Origin of the sequence: Embleya sp. NPDC008237, assembly GCF_042956465.1 — a bacterium.
Taxonomy (GTDB): Bacteria; Actinomycetota; Actinomycetes; order Streptomycetales; family Streptomycetaceae; genus Embleya.
The window spans coordinates 148,631-171,700 of the sequence record NZ_JBIBGL010000006.1 but is presented as its reverse complement, the minus strand read 5'-3'; the positions used below and the strand labels follow the sequence as shown (position 1 = coordinate 171,700).

Here is a 23,070-nt window from a genome sequence, read left to right as displayed (position 1 = left end):
GAATCACCGTCGATACAGGCGGGCGGGGGGGCAACGTCCCGGGCCCTGGGGAACCGACGGGTCGTATTCACAAGTTTAACAAATCGACCTCAAGATATTTACCCTAAATCATATCTTTCTCGACAAATCCGACCCGAGGGCCCACCACCTGCGGATACCTTCGCAGAAATCCTCGGATGCCGCCCCGCTCACGGCTTCGGTGGCACCTGCCCCTCGCCCACGATCTCGGCACGTGCGTGGAAGGCGCCTGCATCCAGTAGGCACCCGCGCAGGCGCATCATGTCGTGGGCGCCGAGGGCCGGTCGCACGACACCCACCCACACGTCGGCGTCCAACCGAGCGAGCGCCGCGTACTCGGGGCGGGCTCCGGTGGAACTTCGGCAGCCCTCCCACAACTCGTGCGCGGCCACCTCCCGGGCGATGGCGCGATCCTCGCGCGAGATCACCCGGAAGACGACCGTGCTGGCGACCGATTCCGGCAGACGCTCGGATCGGCTCTCGGTGGCGTCGGCCAGACGGTCGACGACCAGGGCGATCAGGAACACCGCGAGCAGGGCGGCGACGACCATCGTGACCGCGCGTACGCGACGGACCGGCGCGACGGCCGGCCGATCCTCCAGTTGTGTCTCGACGCCGGGAGCGTCCTCGTCGGGTGCGTTCAGGGCTGCCAGCCGCCGGGCCAGCATCCCCGTCGATACCGGGTTCGAGGTCAGCCGGGCGATGCGCTGGATCACCCAGGCGACTCCGGAGAGCACGATGCCCGCCGCCAGCAGAACGGGCACGAACACGTGATGCGTGTCGTCGCGGGCCCGCGCGTCCGCCGCGTCGAGCCAACGAAACCTTGCCTTCCCGCTGTCGCCGTCCACCTGCTCCAACCGTCGCCGGGCCTCCTCGGTCCGGTTGTCCGCATCGCTCAACCGCTGCTCCAGCCGAGAGATCCGGCCCAGCAGCACCGTCGTGGCGATCAGGATCTCGACGATCAGGAAGAGCAACAGGCAGAAAACGGCGCGATTCCACTCCCAGCGATAGAGATAGACCACCGCGTAACACGCCGACGCGGCTCCGGCCACACCGCCGAGCAGGTACCCCACGTACCTCACGCGCCCGCTCCCTCCTGGAATCCCGCGCGGACCCCCGTGCCCGTCCCGGTGCCGCCGGGCACCGCGGGGCCGACCCCGGCCCCCGACTCGGTGCCGTCGGGTGCCGCCGAGCCGGCCCCCGGGGCCGGCGGCTCCGTGTCGTCGGGCAGCGTCGGCTCGGCCGGGCGCGTCACCTGTCCGGTGCCGCCGTCCACCGTGACCGTGGTCCCGGGGACGAAGCGGTCCACGGCGTCGGCCACGCCGACGGCGGTCGGCACCCCGCGTTCCCGAGCCAGCACGGCCAGGTGGGACAGCGGGCTCCCGGTCTCGGACACCAGTCCGGCCAGGCCCGGCAGCAGCGCCGCGAGCGCCGGGTCGAGTACCCGTACCACCAGCACGGCGCGAGGGGGTCGCACGCCCACGCCGTCCCACACGGTGCCGGTGCCCGTACCGCCACCCGCGCCCTGCCCACCGCCGGCGGCACCGGCGCCGGACCGGGCGGGCACCGCGACCGGTCGGCCCGCGACCAGATGGAACGCGGCGGGCAGCGGCGGGCGGTCCGGCCTGGGTGCCCGGGCGGCCAGGTCGACCGGGAGGTCGATGCCGTCGGCCGCCGCGACGAGTTCGCTCCAACGCAGTTGTGCCACGACCGCCGGGTCGTCGACGAGGCCGGCCGTCGCGAGCCGGGCGGCGAACTCGCGCACCATGCCCGCCTGCATCTCCTGCACCCACCGGATCCGCAGCCGCAGCCCCTCCCGGATCGGCAGCGTGCCCACCCCTCTCGGCGCTCCCGTCCAGCCGATCCGATCGGGCAGCCGATGTACCCGATGCAGCGACGGCGGCAGCAGTGCCAGCAGGACCGGGTGCTCGACCGTCAGATCCGCGTCGGATCTGCCCGCCGCGCGCCCTTCGGAGAGCACGGCCAGGGCCTCGCCGGCGATCGTGACCCCCGAGCCGCCGCCCGTCAGGGCCCCGGCCAAAGCCTCCTGGGCATGGAGCGCGGACAGGGCCCGGCGGCCCCACGACGCGGCGGCCACGAGTCGCCCGCCGAGCATCTCTCCGGGCGCCGGGAAACCGGCGAGCCGGCGATCGACGTCGGCCATCAGGTCCAGTGCGAGCAGGGGCAGCGCCGACCGCAACCGGCCCACCCGCCATGCGGCCCCGGCCGCCCGCGCACCGGGCGCGGGGTTCAGTACGTCCAGGATCCGGTGGGCGGACGGAACGACGCCCAACAACCGCAGGTCGGCCACCGCCCGGCCGTCGACGGTGCGCACCGTCGGGACGGTCCGCAACCTGCGTCGCGGCGCGGTGCCGGTGATGTCGAGCGCGACCGCCAGCCCGTGGGCCATCGGCAGCACCCACAGATCCTCCTCCAGCGGTTGCAGCACCTCCGGCAGGGTCTCGCCCACCGGTCCCGGGCCCAACAGGCGCGCGCCTCGGGGCGGTCGGGGGGTCATCGCGGTGATCGGCCGGGACTGGAAGAGCCACAGGCGGTCGTCGTCGTCGAAGCCGAACTCGATGTCCTGCGGGGCCCCGAAGAGCTCGCGGGTCCGCCGGGCGAGGGTCACGAGCCGACGCAGCCGGCGCCTGCCCAGGACGGGCCGGCGGAGCGGTTGGGCGGGGTGCGTGCGCAACCGTCGGCCGCGGCGGGTGAGCCGATAGTGGGTTCCGTCGACGCGGCCGTCCATGAGTGGGGCCGGGCTCCCGGGCACGGCACTGATCAGGATGCGGTCGTCGCGGCCCTCGACGGGATCCGCCCCGAACATCACCCCGCCCGCGACCGGATGCGCCATCGGCTGGACCAGGACCGCCATGCCTTCGGCGCCGCCGTCGGGGGCGTCGAGGACGCGGGCGGAGTCGAGGACCGTGCCCACGGCCGCGGTGAACGCGGCCCAGCCCCGCACGTCCGGAACGGTCGTGAAGCGGCCTGCCATCGAGGAGTTCGCGGTGTCCTCGTGGACGGAGGAGGAACGCACGATGAGCGGCCGGGCGCCGCCGGCGGCCAGGTCGCGCCAGGCTCGACGCAACGATTCCACGCCGTGCGGGGCATCGGGTGCGCGGTCGGCCGGGACCACCACGAACCCCGGCAGCACCGGCAGTCCGGCGGCGGCGGCGCGGGCCAGCGGCGCGGCCTTCCCACCGGTCAGGCGCGGATCGTCGGCCCGTTCTGCGTGCAATGGCACGATGGCCAGCCGGTTCGCATCGATCGCCATGGCGGACTCCCTTCCGCCGCCGGTGCTCGTGCCGACGAGGCCCGGGTGCCCGTGCACGGGGCGGGGGCTCTCCCGGGCCCGCGATCGCCGAGCGGTGCCGGCGTCCCGACGTTCCAGCATCTCTCCCGAGCCCGCACACAGGCAATCCGACCGAGCGGAACCGGCCGGCCCGGCACCGCTGCGGGCACACCCCCAACGCGCGCCGGCGGGCATGGGCCCTCGTCGGTCGACCACCGACGGGGCCCGCAAGCCGGCGGGGCGGTGGCGATCACGGTCGACGGGCCGCCCAGGCCGTCCGGCCGCTGCGCATCGTCAGGTCGCGGCGGTCGACCAGTGCGTCGGGTCCGTCGTTTGCCAACAGGCGGTCGAGCGTGTCCAGGTCGTCGGCGGCCAATCGCTCGCCGAACGCCGCGCGGAAACGGCTCAGCAGGGCGTACGCGTAGCGCACCGCGACCGGCGGCGCCGGACTCGCCTCGATCGTGAAGGTGTGCTGCCCGACCATCGCGAAACCGGCCCGTTCCAGATACGGCCGCCAATCGGGGTACGCGTTCCCGCCCGCCCGCGCCGCGGCCTCGTGGCAGCGCGCCTCCAGACCGGGCCGGCCGATGCCGAGGTCGTCGGGCAGGAAGCGCGGCAACGCGTCCATCTCGACCACGACCAGCAGACCGTCCGGATTCAGCGCCGCGTGGATGTCGCGGAGCACGTGGTCCGGATCGGCGAAGTGGTGCAGCGACGAGGCGGCCCACGCGACGTCCACCGCGTCGATCGACGGCCAGGCGACCTCCAGGTCGGCCTGCACGACGTGCAGCCGATCCGCGGTGAGGCCGGCCGATGCGGCGGCCGCCCGCAGTCGGTCGAGCAGCACCGTCGAGTTGTCGATCGCGACGATCTCGGCCGCCTCGAAGCGGCGGGCCAGCGCCAGGCTCCCGGTCCCGGTGCCCGCGCCCACGTCGGCGATCCGACGCGGCGCTTGGGGACCGTGCCGGCGGACCCAGTCGGTCAGCTCGTCCAGGAGCGACCCGAACACCTCGGCGTCCAGGTCCAACATGTCGGCCCACCCGGATTCGTCGTGGGGCCGGTGCACATCGCCGTGCGGTGCGCCCACGCCGCTGCCGTGCCGATCGTGCTGCTGGTGGTGGTGTGGTTGCCGGTGCTGCTCCCGGGTCTGCTCCCGGTCCGGTCCATGAGGATGAGAATGCGTGGTCATGCCTGCACGGTAGGCGCATTCATGCCTCGGACACATACACTCTTGCCTATGACGCAAGAACTGGGGCTCGATCACGTCGTCCGCCACCGTATCCGCGGGTTGCGCCTCGCCCGTGGCTGGTCCCTGGACGCCCTCGCCGCCCGTTGCCATCTGAGTCCGTCCAATCTGAGCCGGATCGAGACCGGACACCGGCGGATCGCCCTGGACCAGCTGGTCGCCATCGCCCGGGCCCTGGACACCACGCTCGACCATCTCGTCGAGTCCGTCGACGACGAGGACGTGGTGATCCGGCCGCAGGCGTGTCACACCGAAGGCATGACCAGTTGGCTCCTGTCCGGCGAGCGCGCGCTGAACGGGGTCACCGTGGCCAAGCTGCGGATCACCCCCGACCGGCCGACCGGGACCGAACACCTGAAGGTGCACCCCGGCCGCGAGTGGTTCACCGTGCTGTCCGGCACGGCCCGTCTGCAACTGGGTGAGCGGGTCCTCCTGATCCAGGCCGGCGACGCGGCCGAGTTCTCCACGATGACCCCGCACAGCGTCGGGGCCCAGGGCGGGCCCGTGGAGATCCTGATCATCCTCGACCACAACGGGGAGCGCTCCCACCTCCCGTCCGGAGCGGTTCCGCGCCCGTGAGCCCGGCCGGTCGCCGCAGCACCCACCCCATCGCCCGGGCCGCCGGCCGGCACGACAGCGACCCGCACGACAGCGACCTGTGGAGGTGGTCGCTCGTTCACCGGGCATGAGCAACCACGTCCCGCCGAAGGACGAGTCCCCCACCGTCGCCGACACCCGCATCTCGCCCGAACAGCGCGCCGCCCTGGAGCGGCTGACCTCGGCCGGCGACCGCGCCGGCGCCTGGTTGTGCGCGCACGGCCGGCCGGGTGGCCCGGCCTGGGCGCTCGCCGGCGCGATCGAGCACGTCCTGCGCAGCCTGCACGTCGCCGACCCCGCCGGGGCCGCCGACCGCACCACGCGTCCCGGCGTCGACGCCGATCTGCTCCGCTACCTGGACCCGTACGCGAGCCCGGCCGGCCCGGTGCTCGGCGCCGTCCCGCTGACCGCCGCCGAGACCGTCGCGGTGCTCACCGCGGCCGGCTGCGCCCGGATCGCCCCGCAGGCGATGTCCCGCGCCGACTGGGCCGAGTACCTGCGGGTCCTGGCCGACGCCATCGACGACGCCCTGGACCACGCCGCCCACCCGCCGACTGCCCACCGGCCGCACCGGAACACGGGGACGAGATGACCCGCGCCACCGTGCCCACCCGCCGGTCCGGCCCCGCGCCGGGCGCCACCGCGCCGACCCTCCCGGCCCCCGGGAGGCCGACCGCCGTCCCCGCCGACCGGGCCCGGCGGATCCCGGACCGTCTCGCCATCGCCCTGCCGATCCTCGTTCTCGCCGTCATGGGTTGGCATCGGCGCTGGATCACCGACGACGGACTGATCTACGTCCGCGCGGCCCGGGAGATCCTGGCCGGCAACGGGCCCGTGTACAGCCCGGGCGAGCGCGTGGAGACCTCGACGGGCACGCTGTGGCAGTGGCTGCTGGTGCTGCTGGACGCACTCACTCCGGGTGACCCGGCCCGCGTCGCCGTGTACGCCGGGCTCGTGTTGTCGATCACCGGCACCTGGGCGGCCCTGGCCGGCACCCGCAGGTTCCTGCGGGCCGAAACCGGTCGGCCGCTGCTTCCGGCCGGCGCGCTGGTGTTCGTGGCGCTGCCCCCGGTCTGGGACTTCGCCACGTCCGGGTTGGAAACCGGGCTGCTGGTGGGCTGGATCGGCCTGTCCTGGCGACTGCTCGTCACCTGCGGGCCGGACGATACGACCATCGCCCGGCGGCTGGGCATCGCCGTGGTGTTCGGGCTCGGTCCGCTGATTCGCCCGGAACTGACCGCGACCTCGCTCGTTTTCCTGATCGCCATGGTGCTCGCGGCCCGCCTGCCGTGGCGGCCGGCGCTCGTGGTGTTCCTGTGCGCCGGCACGCTGCCCGCGGCGTACCAGATCTTCCGGATGGGCTACTACGGCCTGCCGTACCCGATGCCCGCCGTCACCAAGAGCGCGACGCGGCAACTCTGGGGGCGCGGCATCGACTACCTCGTCGACTTCGCCGATCCCTATCGGTTGTGGATTCCGGCCGTGGCGGTCCTGCTGATCGTCGCGACGCTACCGGTCGGCCGCAGCCCGCGGGATCGGCGTACGTGGGTCCTGGGCGCGGCGCCGGTGGTCGCGGCGCTCGCGCAGGGCGCGTATGTGCTCCGGGTCGGCGGCGACTTCATGCACGGGCGGATGTGGTTGCCGGTCCTGCTGCTCGCGCTGCTTCCGGTCCTGCTCGTGCCCGTCGATCGGCGTGTGGTGGCGCTGGTCGTGCTGGTGCCGCTCTGGGCGGCCTGGTGCGGTGTCTCGCTGCGCTCCGGCCTGGTCACCACGCCGGGGCCCCGGGCGGGCACGTACCAGACCTGGAACGAGCGTATGGTGTACGTGAATTGGACCCGCACCGCGAACCCCACCACGTCCGGCGCGCACACTTCGACGCTGCCCGGGCTGCGCGCGGAACTGTTCCGGATGGATGCCGACGGCAGGCGGATGCTGGTGATGGACGGGAACCACCTTTCCGACGCCGCCGCCCTGCCACCTCTGCCGCTGCGTCGCGATCTCCCGGCGAGGGAGGGGCTGATCATGGGTCGGCTCGGGGTCGGCGGCGCGGTCATCCCGCTGAACGGGATCGTGGTGGACGTGTGGGGCCTGGGCAACACGGTGGGCGCGCACATCGAACCGACCGCGCACGTGGCCGCCGGGCACGAGAAACTCCTTCCGCTCGCCTGGAACGTCGCGCTCTACGTGGACCCCGCCTCGTGGTCATCGATCCCGGCGCGGGTGGTCGCGTTCGAGGACGTCCGCGCGGCCCGCGCGGCGCTGGAGTGCGGCGACCTGAAGGAACTCCTGCGCTCGACCACCGACGCGCTGACCCCCGGCCGCTTCCTGCGCAACCTCACCGGGTCCTTCTCTCGCGCCGCGCTGACCATCCCGCCCGACCCCAGGGCGGCCGAACGCAAGTTCTGCGTGCGCTGAGCACACCGGGCGGCGGCACGATCCGGGTCCGGGTGCGGATGCGGTCCGGGCGGCGGTTCGAGGCGCCGCCGCCCGGTACCGGTCACGCGTGCGCGAGCAGCGCCGCCAGCGCGGTGGCCGTGGCCGGATGGCGCTCGATCAGGGCGGCGCCCGGCGAGCCGACTTCCGCCGGCGTCCACGGGTCGTCGCAGCCCAGCAGGACCGCCATCGCGTCGCACGTGGCCGGGTGGGTCGCGAGCAGCGCCAGGCCGGGACCGCCGCCGCGGGAACGGCCGCCGGCCGGCGGGGCTTCCGGGCCGGGTTGGGCCTGCCACGGCGGCACCCAGGTGTCCAAGGCCGCCAATCGACCCGGAAAGATCCGCCCCGCCTCGCGGATCAGCAGAGGTGCGAGCTCGGCGCCGCCGGAGCGCAACGTGCCGATCAGGGTCGGCAACCAGGGCAGCAGCACCGGGTCCGGCAGCCGGGCGAACGCGTTGGACACCGCCTCCACGACGAAGTCGGTCAACCCGGGCACCGGCTCCAGCGCGTGCACGAATCCGCTGAGGTACTGCGGATAGGCGGGCAGCACCAGCGGGTTGCCCAGCAACTCGTCGCAGCGCAGCCGCAGGTCCGCCCGGGACAGCCGGCCCAACTGCACCTGGGCCGCCCACAGCAGCGCGACCTTGGCCGGCTCCTCCGGATGCGACTGCGCGACCGCCAACTCCAGCTGGGTCCGGTCGCAGCCCAGCGACAGCGCCAGGCTCTCCATGCCGAACAGAAAGCCCAGCATCGCCGCGACCTGGCGTACACCGGCGTCCTCGTCGGTGAACGCGGTCGGCAAAAGCGTGCAGTAGTGCGCGTATCCGGTCCTGACGAACGACTCGATCCAGGTCGGGAGCACCGGCTCCTTGGTGCGGTAGTACGCCAACAACCGCCGTACCCTGCGCAGCACTTCCGGCGCACCGTCGACGCTGCGCTCGGTCGCCAGCACCTCCAGCGCCCGCAGGCCCAGTTCCTCGGCGAGGCGACCGCCGCGCAGGTACAGCGTCGCGTCCTCGACGGCCTCCAGGACGCTCGCCGCGGTCGCGTGCGGGCCGTAGGCGACGCGGCGCAACCGCTGCTCCAGCACCTGTTCGATGCTTACACCCTCGTAGCCGAGTTCGATCAGCGCGCGCTGCTGGGTGCCCAGGGCCAGGTCCCACGATTCCTGGATCGGTCGCTCGCCGAGTCGCCGCTCGCCCATGATCGGCCGGGCCGTACCCGGCGGCATCAGATAGCGCAGTATCCACAACACGTCGGAGCAGCGCTCCAGTTCCGGCCGGGCCGCGATGTCCAGCAACGCCCGCCGCACGCCGCGCTGTTCCAGGTTCAGTCCGAGCGGTGCGAGCCGGTCGTGCACGTCGCGGGCCAGCGGCGGCAGGGCGTCGTAGCCGACCTTGCCGATCCGGTCGCCGCCCATCATGATCTCGACCAGCCGGCGCACGTCGCGCCGGCCCGGCACGACGTCCTTCTCGATGCAGGTGACCGCCGCGTCCTGGAAGTCGTACGGCGTGGGTTTGGCCCGGTCACGCATCCCGGCCAGCAGGATCGACGTCTCGAACACCGCGATGGCGTCGGCGGTGGAGGCGAGATAGCCGTTGCGGCGCGCGGCCCGCACCACCTCGACCGACCAGCCGAGCAGTTCGTCCTCGTCCAACCGGTCGAGCACCGGCGGCCGGCCCAGGAACCCGGACAGCCTGTCGCCGGCCGGCAGGTTCGGCACGACCGCCGCCGCTGCCGGCGGAGTGGTCGTGCCCTTCCTCGGTTTCGCGGCCTTCTTGGCGCCCGCCTGACCGGCCAGCCGGAACGGCTGCACTCCGGTGCGCTTGAGGTTCTTCGCCCACACCGTCGCGGCGATGGACACCGAGCCGGCCGCGAGAGCGAACTGCGCCTCGATCGCGGCGTGGCTGGAGGGGATCAGCCCGTGCTGCCAGGTGGTCGCGGTGCGCGGGCCGATCTCGAAGGTGTCCGTGCCGTCCACGCCGAACTCCGCGACCCGGGCCGCGGCGTGGAAGGCGCCGCAGACGTACAGGCAGTCCGCGGGGTCGGTGCCGGTGGCGGTCAGGTGTTCGCGCATCCGGGTCCACATGTAGCGTTCGCGGTCCTCGTCCACGCGCACCCGCTGCGGGTCGCCGGGCGCCAGCCGACGGAACAGGCTGCCGATCAGCACCATGACCTGTCGGTAGGTGTCGTGGTCGCAGTCGCCGAGCGGCAGTTCGACGTACTGGTGCCACCATTCCGACCAGTGCCGCACGCGGCCGTGCCGCAGCAGGTGCTCCTCCAGTTCGGCGAAGCGCGGGCGCAGGTCGCCGATCTCCAGGCCGATCGCGTCGCCGTGCAGCGCGCTTTCCTCCTCGGCCGGCGCGTCCGCGTCGGCCGGCTCGGCGGCGCCGGCGCCGCGCGGCTCCCACTGGTAGACGTGGTCGGAGGAGCGGTCCACCAGGACCAGTTCGACACCGGGGGTGTCCAACGCGTAGGCGATCGCCTGGTATTCGGCGGACGCCTCGGTGATCGGCGCGACCACCGACAGCGGCGCCCACTCGATCGGGAAGCCGTCGATCTCGGACGCGAACGCCTGTACGGCCACCGGGAGCGTGCAGTTGCGCAGCTCGGACAGCAGCGGAGCCATGTCCTCGCACAGTTCGAGGTAGACCACCTTGGGCTGCTTGACGCGCAGCCGCCGAGCCATGGCGATCGCCGAGGCGGGCGAGTGGTGGCAGACCGGGAAGATCTCCAGGGGTTCGCGGGCCGCCCGGTCGACGTCGTCGACGATGCCGAGCAGGATGTCCTGGAGCGCGTCCGGGCCGTCGGCGAACGTCGCCGCCGCATCCCGGAGTTGGCCGCGGAGCGCGTCGAACGCGCCCTCGTTCGGGCCGGTCACGACAGGGCGGCGATCGCCGTACGACCGCCCTCCAGGAACTCCGGCCAGTGCCCGCCCTCTTCCTTGCCGCGCGGCTCGATCACGCCGTGCAGGTACTTGTTGATGATGGCCAGGTCCTCCGGTTCGCGCCGGGCCAGCGATCCGACCAGCGAGGAGGCCAGGGTGTGTGCGGTCAGCGCGCGGTCGCCGAAGAAGTTGCCGTGCAGGATGGCGTCCTCCAGCACACCGATCTGTTCGGCGGTGGACAACGACGATTCGAGCTTCTCGTCGTCGCTGCCGGCCGCCGCTGCCGCTGCGCGCAGGTCGGCGAAGCTCTGGAGCAGCACGTCCAGCAGGGTGGGCGGCACCTCCAGCTCGATCCGGTGCCGGCGCAGCAGTTCCTCGGTGCGGAAGCGGACGATCTCCGCCTCGCTCTTGCGGTTGGTCACCACCGGGATGCGGACGAAGTTGAAGCGGCGCTTGAGCGCGGAGGACAGGTCGTTGACACCGCGGTCGCGGCTGTTGGCGGTGGCGATGATCGAGAAGCCCGGCTTGGCGAACACGATGGCGTCGTCGTCCAGTTCCGGCACCGAGACGTACTTCTCGGACAGGATGGAGATCAGCGCGTCCTGTACGTCGCTGGTGGAGCGGGTGAGTTCCTCGAACCGGCCGATCGCGCCGGACTCCATCGCGGTCATGATCGGCGAGGGAATCATCGATTCGCGCGACTGGCCCTTGGCGATCACCATGGACACGTTCCACGAATACTTGATGTGGTCCTCGGTAGTGCCGGCCGTACCCTGCACGACCAGGGTGGAGTTGCGGCAGATCGCGGCGGCCAGCAGCTCGGCCAGCCAGCTCTTGCCGGTGCCGGGGTCGCCGATGAGCAGCAGGCCGCGGTCGGAGGCGAGCGTGACGATGGCGCGCTCGACGATGCTGCGATCGCCGAACCACTTCTGTGCGATCTCCCGGTCGAGGCCGTCCGCGCGCTCGGAGCCCAGCACGAACAGGCGGATCATCTTCGGGGACAACCGCCAGGTGAAGGGCTTGGGGCCGTCGTCGACCGACTCCAGCCAGTCCAGTTCCTCGGCGTACTTGAGCTCGGCGGGCGCGCGCAACAGGTCGGACATGTCAGGGCCTTTCTAGGCGAGGAACGTCTTGAGTTCGTGGACGAGCTTGCGGATGTGGCCGGAGATCACCGGTGTGCCCAGGTCCTTGAAGCGTTCGCGGAACCAGGGGTTGACGCTGCCGCGGCCGGAGCTGGTCACCGAGCCGACCGGGATGAACTTGGCCCCGGAGCGGTGCACGGCGGCCATGCTGTCGAACAGCCGATCGGTGTGCCATTCGTAGAAGTCGGAGATCCACACCACGACGGTGTTGCGCGGTTCGGCGATCTTGGGTCGGGCCAGTGCCATGGCGACCGTGCCGTCGGTGCCGCCGCCGAGTTGGGTGCGCAGCAGGGTTTCGAACGGGTCGTGCACCCAGGGGGTGAGGTCGATGGCCTGCGTGTCGTAGGCGATCAGGTGTACGTCCACCTTCGGCAGCCCGGCGAAGATCGAGGCCAGGATGGTGCAGTTGACCATCGAGTCGACCATCGAACCCGACTGGTCCACGACCACGATCAGCCGCGAGGGTGTGGTCTTGCGGACGGTGTGCCGGTAGAAGAGGCGGTCGACGTACAACCGCTCCTCCTCGGGACTCCAGTTGGTGAGGTTCTTCCAGATCGTGCGGTCGATGTCCAGGTTGCGGAACACCCGCTTGGGCGGGATCGAGCGGTCCAGCGTGCCGACGCCGGCCTTGGCCAGTTGGGTGCGCAGCACCTCGGCGACCTCGTCGACGAACCGCCGGATCAGGTCCTTGGCATTGGCCAGGGCAACGCCGGACAGGTTGTTCTTGTCCCGCAGGAGTTGCTCGATCAGCGACATGCTCGGGGTCAGCTGTGCGGCGAGCCCGGAATCGGCCAGCACTTCGCGCAGGTGCATGCGTTTGACCAGGTCCGCCTCGATGGCGGCGAGTTCCGGGCCGATCGCCGGGATCAGTGTGCCGAGATCGGGTGTTCCGGTACCGCCGCCGGAGCCGGTCCGGGCGGCGCCCCGGCCTGCGGCTCCCGGGCGACCGCCGCGCAGTTCGCCGGGCTTGCAGCCGAAGGCGCGCTCCAGCCACCCGGCGTCCGACTGCCACCGGGACAACTGCCCGGCGCTGACCGTGCCGGATCCGGTGCTCAGCACGTTGAGCAGCACCTTGGACACCAGCGCGGCACGGCGCACCTCGGCGGCCCGGTCGCGTCCGTCCGGCTCCGGCTCCGGCACCATCAGGCCGTCGAACTCGGCGGCCAGTTCCGGGTGTCGCTGCACGATCGCGTCGACGGATGCCTGCGGGTCCAGCAGCGCGGGCGGCAGGTCGAGGTCCTCGACGACGGCCATGCTCGCCGATTCGAGGCTCGCCTGCTCCTCGGGGTCGAACAGGCGGGCCAGGAGGCGCCAGTACAGGACCTGGCGACGGTTCTCGTCGGCCACCGACTCGGGGGCGGGTCCGCCGGCGGATGTGAGGGCGGGGTCCGCGGCGGGTTCGGAGGCCGGCTCGGCGCCGGCTCCCGCGGTGGTGGGTGCGGACGTCGGGTCGGCGACGGATTCCGCGGTGGTGGGTACGGCGGTCGGCTCTGCGGTGGGTTCCGCGGTCGGCCCGGTCATGTGCGGAGCAACTTTCCGGCACGCTCGCGCAACACCCGCACGGCTTCGGTGGCGGCCTGCTCGGCCTTGGCGCCCATCTTGTCGGCCGTGCCGCCGGCCCAGGCGCCGGCGTGGATCGTGGCGGTCTTCTTCTTCACGACGGTCTCGACGGCGAGCGGCTGGATCCGGAAGGCGCCGGCGTCCCAGCGCAGCAGGCCGATGCACGCGCTCGACGTGGCGACGGCTTCGGGAGTGAGCGGGCCGGCCGTGGGGATGCGATCCGTGTCCACGGCGAGTCGGTGTCCGGCGAGCGTGAACGCGAGCCGGCCGTCCTCCCGGTGCACGGCGTAGTCCTCCAGAAACACCGGTATCGCAATGCCTGCCGGATGCCGGTCGAACGGTGCGATCGCCCCGGCGCCGGCGCCGGGCAGCGCGACCCGGGCGGTGGCGAACGCGTCGACGGGCTCGCCGAGTCGCGCGTGCGCCTCGTTCCAGATCAGGTCGCCCTCCGCGGTGATCGGCATGTCCGTCAGCTGCATCGAACGGCCGTCGCCGGCGGCGGCCGGCAACGACATGTGTGGACGCAGTAGTTGCCACACGCCGACCCCGACGACCGTGTCCGGCTTGGGTACCGAGACGCTCGCCCGCACCAGCCGGGGCGTGCTGCCGTCGGCGGGCTCGAACACCGCGTGGACCTGGGCCTGTACGGCGGTCGCGTGCTCGTGCAGGTCGACGCCGAGCGGCAGCAGCCGGCCGGTCACGGTATCGGTGGCGGGCGACCCGGCGGCACCGGGACGGGTCAGCAGCATCGCCCGCGACCACAGGTCGGCCCAGCGGCGCACCGGGATGCGTTCCAGGGCGGCGCCGGGGCAGGACGCCGCGAGTTCGGCGGCGAAGCCGTCCAACAGCGTGGCCGGGCGACGCAGCGCCGGGTCCGGGAGCATCGCGAAGACGACCTGCCCCGCGCCGGAGACCAGGTCGTGGTCGATGCCCTGCCATCCGGCGCGGGCCAGGTCGGCGAGCCAGGCGCGGGCCGCGGCGAGCAGGTTGACGGCCTCGGACGTGCCCGGTTCGACAGCCGGTTGCTCGGCGCGGCCTCGACCGGTGGCCTCGTCGGCCCGGGTGACGAGGGCGTCGTGGACGGCGCCGAGCAGCGCGGTGCGGGCGGCGGCGAGGGCCAGCAGGTGGTCCTCGCTCGCGGCGCCGACCGCCGCCTTCTCGACCGCTTCGGCGACCGGGGACGCGAGCGGTGTACCGGCGACGGCGGCGGCCAGTTCGGTCAGCGCGGCGGCCTGGGCGGGCTGGGGTCGGAGCACGCCGCCGATCAGGGTCCGGTCGAACGCCTCGACCACCGCGAGGGCCTCGTCGAGTCCGGCAATGGGTTCGGCGAGCAGGTCGGCGCGCATCAGGCCACCGCCCTGGTCGGCGGGAACCACTGCATCTCCGGCAACGGCTCGGTGGTGGCGGGCAGTTCGAGGTATCCGAGGTGGCGCAGGAACCGACTGAAGACGGGCGCGGCGGCGGTGGCGTCGGCCTGCGCCGGGCGGGTGGCGGTCATGGCCGAGGTGATGGCCGGTGCGCCGTCCGCCGCGTCGACCGGCTCGATCCGCAGGTAACGCGCGACCCGTTCGGCGCCGTACTGGAGCACCGCCTCGGTGATCAACGCTCCGATGTGCTTGCAGAACGAGCCGCGGGCACCGCCGCAGGGACGGTTGTTGTTGGTGCTGCACGCGAACGCGTAGCTGCGCGCCGCGACCGACGATACGTAGACCCGTCCGATGTCGGAGCCGCTGGACACCACGCCCTGGAGGCGCCCGTCGGCCAGTTCGACGAACGGAACCTTGGCGAGCTTGCGCGGCCGGGCGGGTGGGATCACCCGCGCCGTGCTCGACGCCTCCCACATTTCCCCATCCGGGAACACACCATCTCCTTTACACCCAGGGGTTCGCCCCACCGGATCGGCGGGACGGGCTGAAACGTACTGGCGATCACCGACAGCACGGGAACCGGCCCCGGGCCGGGAGACGGCGCAGGCGCGGGCCACCGATACGAGCCCGGCTTCCGTTCCGAGGCGCGGGAGTTGCCGACTCGGCGAAGGCCGGCGCCGGAGTCGCCCGACTCGCCGGCGGGGTGGTCACGGTCCGCCGGTGCGGTTGTGGCATCGTGGCGGGTTCAGTGCGAGTTCAGTGCGCGGCGGCGCCCCGACGAACGCGAGAGGCCTTGACGTGCCCGAAGACGTATTCGCCCTTCCCGTCGTCCGGCGCCTCGACGCCGACCTCACGCTGCGCCGGCTCGGCGCGCTGGATGTGGTCGTACTGGACCACCCGCACGTTCGTGCCGCAGTCGCCCTCCAGGGTGCGCACCTCCTCGCCTGGCAGCCGCAGGGCGCGGAGCCGGTGTTGTGGCTGAGCGAGACCGGCACCTTCGAGGAGGGTCGGGCGGTGCGCGGCGGCGTGCCGATCTGCTGGCCGTGGTTCGGCCCGGCGGGCCGCCCGAACCACGGGTTCGCCCGCATCCTGCCGTGGACGCTGCTCGATTGCGGCGAGGACGACGACGGGGTGCACGTCAGTCTGGTCCTGCGGGACGGCGAGGAGTCGCGGGCGTACTGGCCGTTCGCCTTCGAGGTGGTCGCCCGCTTCGCCCTGGGGCGGCGGGAGTGCCGGATCGAGCTGACCGCCCGCGGCGACTTCGAGAGCACCGCCGCATTGCACACCTACCTGCGCGTCGGCGACCTCGACGGCGTCCGGGTCACCGGTCTGGACGGGCACTACATCGACAAGGTCCTCGCCGTCGAGGCGGACGCCGATCGGGACCCGGCCACGGGCCGGGACGGGCTGTCCTTCCCGGACCGGATCGACCGCATCTACACCCGCCCGGACGAGGTCAGCCGGCTGCACGACCCCGCCGGGAAGCGCGTCGTCGAGGTGCACCATGCCGGGCACAGCGACGTGGTCGTGTGGAACCCGGGCGCGGAACTCACCCGCACGATGGCCGATGTGCCCGACGACGGCTATCGGGAGTTCGTCTGCGTGGAGACCGCCCGCATCTCCCGGCCGCTGGTGAGCGACCCGCAGGCACCCACGCACCTGACCGCGACCCTTCGGATCGCCGCCGACGCCTGACCCCCGTCCGACGGAGCCCAATGGGACGGGACGGGCCCGGCCACAAAAAACGGCGCCGCCCCACGAGGGGTATGCGGCGCCGTCGATGTCGAGGTCGGTGAGGGTGGCCGCCTCACGGCGGAAGGCACACCGTGGCTCCAGCCGAGCGGTATTCCACGGCGGCAATGGTTGGGCCCGGGGGCACACCCTCACCGACACCTGCACAACCTACCTGCTCGCCGAATCATTCCCGGCCGGCGAAACCCCGCGCGGTGCCCGCGTTCCGGCCGCCTCGCCGGACCGCTCCACCACGCGGTACCGTGCGGCCCGGCGCCGGGTCGGTTCAGGATTCGTCGCGTGCTTCGAGCGTGGCCATCGCCCGCGCGAGCCGAGCCGCGCGGGTCGCGGGCGTGCGTGCGGTGAGCAGGGTCAGGATCACCGCGTACCGCTGCGTCCTGCCGAACGCTTCGAATGCCTGCGCCGCCTGCGGGCTCGCCGCCAGGGCCGCAGCGAGGTCGGGCGGCACGGTGGCGTCGCGCTGCGACTCGTAGGCGGCGGCCCATCTCCCGTCGGCCTTCGCGGCCTCGACCTCGGCCAGGCCGGACGGCCGCATCCGCCCCGCCGCGGTCAACTCCTCGACCTTGGCCACGTTGACCCGCGACCAGCGGCTGCGCGGCCGGCGGGGGACGTACTTCTGCAGGTAGTAGACCTCGTCGTAGGACTCGCGCCGGCCCGAGATCCAGCCGTGGCACAGGCCGACATCGACCGCCTCGTCACTGGTCAACGATGGGATGCCGGATCCCTTCTTCGCCATCTTCAGCCACACTCCGACACTGCGGTCGCCGTGTGTCTCCAACCAGTCCCCGAACTCCACGGCGTCCCTGAAGGCGATCACCTCGGCTTCGGTCGAGGCAGGATCCGTCGACACGTGCAACTCCTTCGGTCGGAAAGGTCCGCCCACCGCGTCCCCCGCGCCCGCCCAAGATAGCGAGCCGGCGGCGCATCCACATGCCGTCCGCGACCGGATTCAGTGGAGCGTTTCGACCGCCGATGCGTTCACCGCGACAGCGGGGGCGAGTTCGAGCCGGGTCGGATCCCGAGTCGGGGTCGTCGGCCGTCGGTCGGTCGCGCAACGATGCGATCGGGCGCCGCCGACCGAACGGCAACCGATCGGTATCCGACCGACCGGACAACTTTCATCCGGGTCGCCGCCCGCCCGCTTTATGGATCACAAACAAGCGCCGGGAGGCAACCAATGTCGTCGAATTACCGGAAAGGCAGCGGCGCAGCGGCTTCGAATAGCCTTCGGAGAAGCCGAGTTCGCCATGCCCAATGCCCGGCCGAACTTCCCTTCCCCGATGGCCGGCGCGTTTCCTGCGCCGATGCCGGTCCGCACACACGCGGTGCGCGGGATCACCGGATCGACGACGACCCCGCCGGCGGGAGCGCCTGCGGGGTCGTGGTCGTATCCGGGTCGTTGTCGTATCCGGGCGATGCCGGGCATCGTCCGCGCGGGAAAGTCCCGCCGCGGTGCGGCCGACGCGAACACCGTGTGGCCCGCGAACGATTGACGGCCGTCAGTGCGCGGCCTGGTACCTCTCGATGAGATCCGCGGGAACCCGACCGCGCGCATTGACGTCGATGCCCTGCGACCTCGCCCATTCACGGACCTTCACGGGGTCCGGGCCCTGACCGGTGGTACGGGCTCCCTTGCGACCGCGACGGGCGGCGGTACCGGTCTTGCGAGCGGCACCGAAGTAGGGCGCCAGCTTGTCCAGCAACTGCTGATAGGTGTCCTCACCGAGGTCGATCTCGTAGGTGACGCCATCCAACGCAAAAGTGTGGGTCGCGATGTCTTCACCGGTCTCGCCGGTGACGTCATCGGTGTAGAGCGTGACTACGCGCTGAGCCATTGTTGAGAATCCCCTTCCTGGGAGCGGGGAGATCGTACACCCATACCCCGAAGTCCGGCCCCCTCGAAAATGGACGACGGGATAACGACTCGGGATCTCACCCGTACTCGAGGCCGACTCCGGCGTTGCGCTCAATGCCGGGGGCGAGTTCCTGTGGTAGACCGAGACGCTTATGTCTTCGCCGTCGACCGGCGAAAGATCGGCCGCCGGGAAGATCCCGAAGCTTGGCATTTGCCGGCAGGCATCCTGTAGACCCATTGGCCAATGAGTCGTGATTCTCCGCCCGAGCCGCCGGCCGATCCACACGGGGTGTGCCGTACTCCCGGTACGGGCACCACATCGGAACCGGCGGGCGACGGACTCACGATCCCAGGACCCGGAGTCGGCGTTGTGGGTCGCACGGTTCGTCATGGGGCCGGGTCCGGCGGTGTCGCGGCTCGACTGCGCCGAATCCGCGCATGCGGCGGCGGTGCCGGCGGAGGAGGGGGCTCCTTCGCCGGCACCGCCGGGGGTGACGGGGTTGCCGTCGGGGTCGGCGCGGTGGCAGTCAGCCGTGTTCCAGGGCGATCGTCGGCAGGGCGCGCTCCAGCGACTTGGGGAGCCACCAGGCCTTGCGGCCGAGCAGACGCATCACCGCGGGCACGATCAGGCAGCGGATCACCAGGGCGTCGAGCAGGATCGCCACCGCCAGGCCCAAGCCGAACTGTTGCAGCATGCGGTCCTCGCTCAGGACGAAGGCGCCGAAAACCACGATCATGATGGCCGCCGCGGCGGTGATCACCCGGCCCGTGGTCGCCAGCCCCTCGCGGACCGCGTGCCCGGCGTCCTGCGTGCGCTGCCACTCCTCGTGGATGCGGGCGACCAGGAAGACCTCGTAGTCCATCGAGAGTCCGAAGACGATTGCGAAGATCATCACCGGGATGAACGCCTCGATCGGTCCCTCCTGCACGCCGAACATGCCGTGTTGGAAGACCAGCGTGATCACACCCATCGCGGCGCCGATGCTGAGCAGATTGAGCAGTGCCGCCTTGAGCGGCACCAGAATCGACCGGAAGACCAGCAGGAGCAGCACGAACGACAGGCCCACCACGATCGCCACGAACAGCGGCAGTCGGTCGGCCACCTTGGCCGCGAAGTCCTCGACCGCGGCCGTGCCGCCGCCGACCAGGACGGTCGCGCCGGTGCCCCGCTCCACCGTCGGCATCACGTCCCGGCGCAGATGCTCGACCAGTTCGGTGGTCGCCTCGTCCTGGGGTGCGGACTTCGGGTAGGCGATCACCGTGGACACGCTCGGGTCGCCGGACGGCAGGACCGGGCTGACCGCGACGATGCCCGGCGTGCCTTCGAGGGTCGCCCGGGTACGCTCCGCGGCGCCGCCGTCGCCCTCGACGACCACGAACAGCGGCCCGTTGAAGCCGGGCCCGAACCCCTTCGCCAGCAGGTCGTACGCCTGCCGACTGGTCTTGGCCGCCGCGTCGTTGCCCGCGTCCGCGAAGCCGAGCCGCATGTCGACCGCCGGTGCGCTCAACCCGACCAGTGCGACGACCGGGACGATCAGCGCGATCCACGGGCGCCGCTGCACCCCTGCCGCCCAGGCACGCCACCTGGTGCCCTCGGCCACCTTCGCCTTCGCCGCGCGCCGCTCGACGTTGCGCTTGATGCGCTTGCCGAACAGGCCGAGCAGTGCGGGCAGCAGGGTCAACGACGCGAGCATGGTCATCAGTACGGTCAGGGCCACCGCGAGCGCCACGCCCCGCAGCGAGCCCAGGCCCAGCGTGACCAGGCCGAGCAGGGCGATGATCACCGTGCAGGCCGCGAAGAACACGGTCCGACCGGCGGTGTCCAGGGCGCGCCGGGTCGCCTGCTCGGCGTCCGCGCCGCGCAGCAGTTCGGCCCGGTAGCGGGAGAAGATGAGCAGCGCGTAGTCCACCCCGACGCCCAGGCCCACCAGCAGCATCACCGGCGGTGTGAAGTCGGCGATGGCGGCCAGGTGCGACGCGAGCACGACCACGCCGAGGGTGCTGCCGACGGCGAAGATCGCGGTCAACAACGGTACGGCCGCGGCCACCAGCGAACCGAACAGGAACACGAGCACGATCAGTGCGCCGAGCATGCCCACACCCTCGGCCGCACCGCCGCCGCCCTCCTGGGCGCCCCGGATCTGGTCGCCGCCCAGTTCCACCCGCAACGTCGCGTCGCGCGTCTCGGCGTCCTGGGCGGTGTCGATGATCTTGCGGACCGCGTCCTTGGGTACGTCGGTGCCCACTCCGTCCAGGGTCACCGTCGCGTATGCGGTCAGTCCGTCCCGGGAGACCGCGCCCGCGTCGGCGTACGGGCTGCGTACCTCCGCGACGTGCGGCAGGTCGCGCACCGCGCCGAGCATGCGCTCGACCCGATCGCGGGTCGCCGGCGCGGACACCGGCGTCCTGTCGTGCAGGACGATCTGCACGCTGTCGCCGGCCTGCGTGGCGCCGTGCCGCTTCAACGTGTCGGCGGCGTGCTGCGACTCGGTGCCCGGGAGCGAGAAGTCGTTGTGGTAGTCGCTGCCCACCGCCATCGCGATGCCGCTCACCGCGATCAGCACCGCGACCCACACCAGCAGGGCCGCCTTGCGACGCCGGTGGGCCCAGGTCGCGATGCGCTCGAACACGCTCGGGCGGCGGGCGCGTCGCGAAGGCGGTGGATCGGCGTCGACGCCGGGCGAAGGATATGAAACCGGGGACTCGGACATGATGTGCTCCCGCCGGAGGGCTTGGGGACGTGGTGTTGCGCTGTCCACAAGCCTCTCGGCGGAACCGCCGTCGAACGTCCTGCCCAGGCACGGTACGCACGGACGCCCCCGGTGAGCCCGCCGGATCGGCGCATACCCCCACGGTTGCGACCGGTGTACACCCCCGGTTGTGGGTCGCCTCCCGAACGCCGCCGAAACCCCGCCGAATCACCCGTGATCGACCTCCGACCGGGCCCCGACCGACCCGGGTCGAGGCGGGGCCCCGCGTCGAGCGCCGGGCCGGGATCCGAGTCGGGGTCAGCCCAGCCAGCCGGGCGTCACCATTCCCGACTCGTAGGCCAGCACCACCAGTTGGGCCCGGTCCCGGACCTCGGTCTTGGACATGATGCGACTCACGTGCGTCTTGGCCGTCGCCGGGCTCAGCCCGAGCCGCGCCGCGATCTCGTCGTTGGACAGTCCGGCCGCGACCAGCGCCATCACCTCGCGTTCGCGATCGGTCAACGCCCCCACCCGCGGGTCGGGTTCCGGCGGCGCGACCCGGCCCGCGAACTCGGCGATCAGCCGGCGGGTGATCGTGGGCGAGATCAGCGCATCGCCGCGCGCGACCACCCGTACGCCGTGGATCAGTTCGACCGGTTCGGTGTCCTTGACCAGGAAGCCGCTCGCGCCCGCACGCAGCGCACCGTACACGTACTCGTCCAGGTCGAACGTGGTCAGGATGACCACCCGGACCTCGGCCAGCCGCGCGTCGGCGATGATTCGTCGGGCCGCCTCCAGGCCGTCCACGCGCGGCATCCGGATGTCCATCAGCACCACGTCCGGGCGCAGTTCGCCGGCGAGCCGGACCGCGTCCGCGCCGTCGCCGGCCTCGCCGACCACGGTGAGGTCGTCCTCGTTGTCCAGGATCCAGCGCAGGCCGGCCCGGACCAGCGCCTGATCGTCGGCGAGCAGGACCCGGATCACGCCACGCCCTCCCGACGCAGCGGCAGCGAGGCGCTGACCCGGTACCCGCCGCCGGGCCGCGCCCCGGCGTCGAACTCCCCACCCAGCGCCCGAGCCCGCTCGCCCATCCCCGCGACCCCACTGCCGGAACCGCGGCCGCTCCCGGCGGGTTCCCCCGAACCGGTAGCGAATCCCGTCCCGCCGCCGCGTCCCTCGTCGTCGATTCGCACCCGCACTCGTCTCTCCTCGAATTCGATCCGCACCACGGCCGATGCCGCTCCCGAGTGTCGGGTCACATTGGTCAGCGCCTCCTGCACGATCCGATACGCGGCCAGGTCCACCGCCGGCGGCAACGGTCGCATTCCGTGCGGGAGTTCCAGGCGCACCTGGACTCCCGCCCGACCCAGGTGGGCGACCAGCTCGTCCAGGGCGGCCAGGCTCGGCGCGGGTGCCGTCGGCGCCTCCTCGTCCACCTGGCGCAACACGCCGAGGGTCTCACGCAGTTCGCGCAGCGCGTCGCGGCTGGTTCGCTTGATCGCGTCGAGTGCCTGTTCGGCCCGGTCCGGAGCGCGCGCGAAGCCGTGCAGGGCGGCGCCGGACTGCACGTTGATCAGCGACAGGTGATGGCCGAGCACGTCGTGCAACTCCCGCGCGATCCGCAGACGTTCCTCCACCGCCCGGCGTCGGGCCTCCTCCTCCAGGGTGTGCTCGGCCTCGGCGGCGCGGCGCTGCGCCTCGGCCAGGAAGGCGTTGCGGTTGTGCAGCATGCCGCCGAGTGCGATCACCGCGACGATCCAGCCGTACAGCAGGAACAGCGCGGCATCCGCGAGGTGGTTCTCGCCGCTCGAGTATTCCGAGATGCCGATCGCGGTGGCGAACCCGACGCCCACGATCGTGCCGATCACCAGGTGCCCCTCGGCCGCCGCGCTGTACAGCGCCACGGCGAAGGTCACGAAGATCGGGCCGTCGGTCACCACGAACGGGTAGTACACCGCGTTCGCCAGCAGCGTCAGCAGCAGCACCGCGATCGGGTGGTCCCGGCGCACGAACAACGCGGCGCACGCAGCGACGACGGGCACCAGGCCCACCAGGTCGGTGTTGTCCATCGGCACCATGTCCACGAGCGTGAACGCCACCACGAGCACGCCCACGGCGGCCGCGAGCGCCACGTCCGAGGTCCGACCGCGCGGCACCCACGCGGGTATTCGCAAAACGCTGCCCATGATCGGCAGCATAGGGGGCGCACGGGCCGGCGCAGCCGGGATCGG

17 protein-coding genes are annotated in these 23,070 nt (G+C 72.3%); 4 read left to right on the top strand and 13 right to left on the bottom strand.

What is annotated here, in order from left to right; all coding sequences use genetic code 11:
* Positions 1-188: 188 nt before the first annotated feature.
* From ACFZBU_RS17655 to ACFZBU_RS17645, 3 genes are all read right to left on the bottom strand, one after another.
* Positions 189-1,100, bottom strand: a complete 912-nt coding sequence (locus tag ACFZBU_RS17655) for a hypothetical protein (RefSeq protein ID WP_391584499.1) — start codon at positions 1,098-1,100, stop codon at positions 189-191.
* Positions 1,097-3,292 (bottom strand): PEP/pyruvate-binding domain-containing protein, encoded by a 2,196-nt coding sequence (locus ACFZBU_RS17650; RefSeq protein ID WP_391584498.1) that lies wholly within the window; start codon positions 3,290-3,292, stop codon positions 1,097-1,099. Before ACFZBU_RS17650 ends, ACFZBU_RS17655 begins: the two co-directional genes overlap by 4 nt.
* A gap of 268 nt (positions 3,293-3,560) precedes the next feature.
* Positions 3,561-4,499: a class I SAM-dependent methyltransferase gene (locus ACFZBU_RS17645; protein WP_391584497.1), complete on the bottom strand. Its 939-nt coding sequence runs from the start codon at positions 4,497-4,499 to the stop codon at positions 3,561-3,563.
* A gap of 48 nt (positions 4,500-4,547) precedes the next feature.
* Between ACFZBU_RS17645 and ACFZBU_RS17640 the strand changes: the two genes are divergently transcribed.
* From ACFZBU_RS17640 to ACFZBU_RS17630, 3 genes are all read left to right on the top strand, one after another.
* Positions 4,548-5,135, top strand: coding sequence for a helix-turn-helix domain-containing protein (locus ACFZBU_RS17640; protein WP_391584496.1), 588 nt, complete (start codon positions 4,548-4,550; stop codon positions 5,133-5,135).
* A gap of 106 nt (positions 5,136-5,241) precedes the next feature.
* Positions 5,242-5,745, top strand: a complete 504-nt coding sequence (locus tag ACFZBU_RS17635) for a hypothetical protein (protein ID WP_391584495.1) — start codon at positions 5,242-5,244, stop codon at positions 5,743-5,745.
* Complete coding sequence (locus ACFZBU_RS17630) at positions 5,742-7,568, top strand: hypothetical protein (protein ID WP_391584494.1); 1,827 nt, start codon at positions 5,742-5,744, stop codon at positions 7,566-7,568. The genes ACFZBU_RS17635 and ACFZBU_RS17630 overlap by 4 nt, the downstream gene beginning before the upstream one ends.
* A gap of 82 nt (positions 7,569-7,650) precedes the next feature.
* Here the strand turns inward: ACFZBU_RS17630 and ACFZBU_RS17625 are convergent, their stop codons facing one another.
* From ACFZBU_RS17625 to ACFZBU_RS17605, 5 genes are read right to left on the bottom strand one after another with little or no spacing between them, the layout of a single operon-like run.
* The gene (locus ACFZBU_RS17625) at positions 7,651-10,467 is read right to left on the bottom strand and encodes a DUF5682 family protein (protein ID WP_391584493.1); all 2,817 of its coding nucleotides are present in this window, start codon (positions 10,465-10,467) and stop codon (positions 7,651-7,653) included.
* Positions 10,464-11,576: an AAA family ATPase gene (locus ACFZBU_RS17620; RefSeq protein ID WP_391584492.1), complete on the bottom strand. Its 1,113-nt coding sequence runs from the start codon at positions 11,574-11,576 to the stop codon at positions 10,464-10,466. Before ACFZBU_RS17620 ends, ACFZBU_RS17625 begins: the two co-directional genes overlap by 4 nt.
* A 12-nt stretch (positions 11,577-11,588) precedes the next feature.
* A complete protein-coding gene (locus tag ACFZBU_RS17615; protein WP_391584491.1) occupies positions 11,589-13,136 on the bottom strand; it encodes a VWA domain-containing protein in 1,548 nt (515 codons plus the stop codon).
* Positions 13,133-14,551 (bottom strand): hypothetical protein, encoded by a 1,419-nt coding sequence (locus ACFZBU_RS17610; protein ID WP_391584490.1) that lies wholly within the window; start codon positions 14,549-14,551, stop codon positions 13,133-13,135. Before ACFZBU_RS17610 ends, ACFZBU_RS17615 begins: the two co-directional genes overlap by 4 nt.
* On the bottom strand, positions 14,521-15,018 hold the full coding sequence (locus ACFZBU_RS17605; protein ID WP_391584744.1) for a hypothetical protein: 498 nt from the start codon (positions 15,016-15,018) through the stop codon (positions 14,521-14,523). The genes ACFZBU_RS17610 and ACFZBU_RS17605 overlap by 31 nt, the downstream gene beginning before the upstream one ends.
* Positions 15,019-15,340: 322 nt before the next feature.
* On the opposite strand from ACFZBU_RS17605, the gene ACFZBU_RS17600 reads away from it, so the two are divergent.
* A complete protein-coding gene (locus ACFZBU_RS17600; protein ID WP_391584489.1) occupies positions 15,341-16,237 on the top strand; it encodes a D-hexose-6-phosphate mutarotase in 897 nt (298 codons plus the stop codon).
* 322 nt (positions 16,238-16,559) lie between these two features.
* On the opposite strand, the gene ACFZBU_RS17595 is transcribed toward ACFZBU_RS17600, so the two are convergent.
* The 5 genes from ACFZBU_RS17595 to ACFZBU_RS17575 all read right to left on the bottom strand — a co-directional run bounded on the left by ACFZBU_RS17595 (position 16,560) and on the right by ACFZBU_RS17575 (position 23,025).
* Complete coding sequence (locus ACFZBU_RS17595) at positions 16,560-17,144, bottom strand: YdeI family protein (protein ID WP_391584488.1); 585 nt, start codon at positions 17,142-17,144, stop codon at positions 16,560-16,562.
* A gap of 649 nt (positions 17,145-17,793) precedes the next feature.
* Positions 17,794-18,129, bottom strand: a complete 336-nt coding sequence (locus ACFZBU_RS17590; protein WP_391584487.1) for an Lsr2 family protein — start codon at positions 18,127-18,129, stop codon at positions 17,794-17,796.
* A 547-nt stretch (positions 18,130-18,676) separates the two neighbouring features.
* Entirely contained in the window at positions 18,677-20,860 is a 2,184-nt protein-coding gene (locus ACFZBU_RS17585) for an MMPL family transporter (RefSeq protein ID WP_391584486.1), read from the bottom strand.
* A 297-nt stretch (positions 20,861-21,157) separates the two neighbouring features.
* Positions 21,158-21,823: a response regulator gene (locus ACFZBU_RS17580; RefSeq protein ID WP_391584485.1), complete on the bottom strand. Its 666-nt coding sequence runs from the start codon at positions 21,821-21,823 to the stop codon at positions 21,158-21,160.
* Positions 21,820-23,025, bottom strand: a complete 1,206-nt coding sequence (locus ACFZBU_RS17575; RefSeq protein ID WP_391584484.1) for a sensor histidine kinase — start codon at positions 23,023-23,025, stop codon at positions 21,820-21,822. The genes ACFZBU_RS17580 and ACFZBU_RS17575 overlap by 4 nt, the downstream gene beginning before the upstream one ends.
* Positions 23,026-23,070: the final 45 nt, after the last annotated feature.

Coding starts and splice junctions, on each gene's coding strand:
- ACFZBU_RS17650 (WP_391584498.1), bottom strand. CDS start 3,292: ATGGCGATCGATGCGAACCGGCTGGCCATCGTGCCATTGCACGCAGAA.
- ACFZBU_RS17645 (WP_391584497.1), bottom strand. CDS start 4,499: ATGACCACGCATTCTCATCCTCATGGACCGGACCGGGAGCAGACCCGG.
- ACFZBU_RS17640 (WP_391584496.1), top strand. CDS start 4,548: ATGACGCAAGAACTGGGGCTCGATCACGTCGTCCGCCACCGTATCCGC.
- ACFZBU_RS17635 (WP_391584495.1), top strand. CDS start 5,242: ATGAGCAACCACGTCCCGCCGAAGGACGAGTCCCCCACCGTCGCCGAC.
- ACFZBU_RS17630 (WP_391584494.1), top strand. CDS start 5,742: ATGACCCGCGCCACCGTGCCCACCCGCCGGTCCGGCCCCGCGCCGGGC.
- ACFZBU_RS17620 (WP_391584492.1), bottom strand. CDS start 11,576: ATGTCCGACCTGTTGCGCGCGCCCGCCGAGCTCAAGTACGCCGAGGAA.
- ACFZBU_RS17615 (WP_391584491.1), bottom strand. CDS start 13,136: ATGACCGGGCCGACCGCGGAACCCACCGCAGAGCCGACCGCCGTACCC.
- ACFZBU_RS17605 (WP_391584744.1), bottom strand. CDS start 15,018: ATGTGGGAGGCGTCGAGCACGGCGCGGGTGATCCCACCCGCCCGGCCG.
- ACFZBU_RS17590 (WP_391584487.1), bottom strand. CDS start 18,129: ATGGCTCAGCGCGTAGTCACGCTCTACACCGATGACGTCACCGGCGAG.
- ACFZBU_RS17585 (WP_391584486.1), bottom strand. CDS start 20,860: ATGTCCGAGTCCCCGGTTTCATATCCTTCGCCCGGCGTCGACGCCGAT.
- ACFZBU_RS17575 (WP_391584484.1), bottom strand. CDS start 23,025: ATGGGCAGCGTTTTGCGAATACCCGCGTGGGTGCCGCGCGGTCGGACC.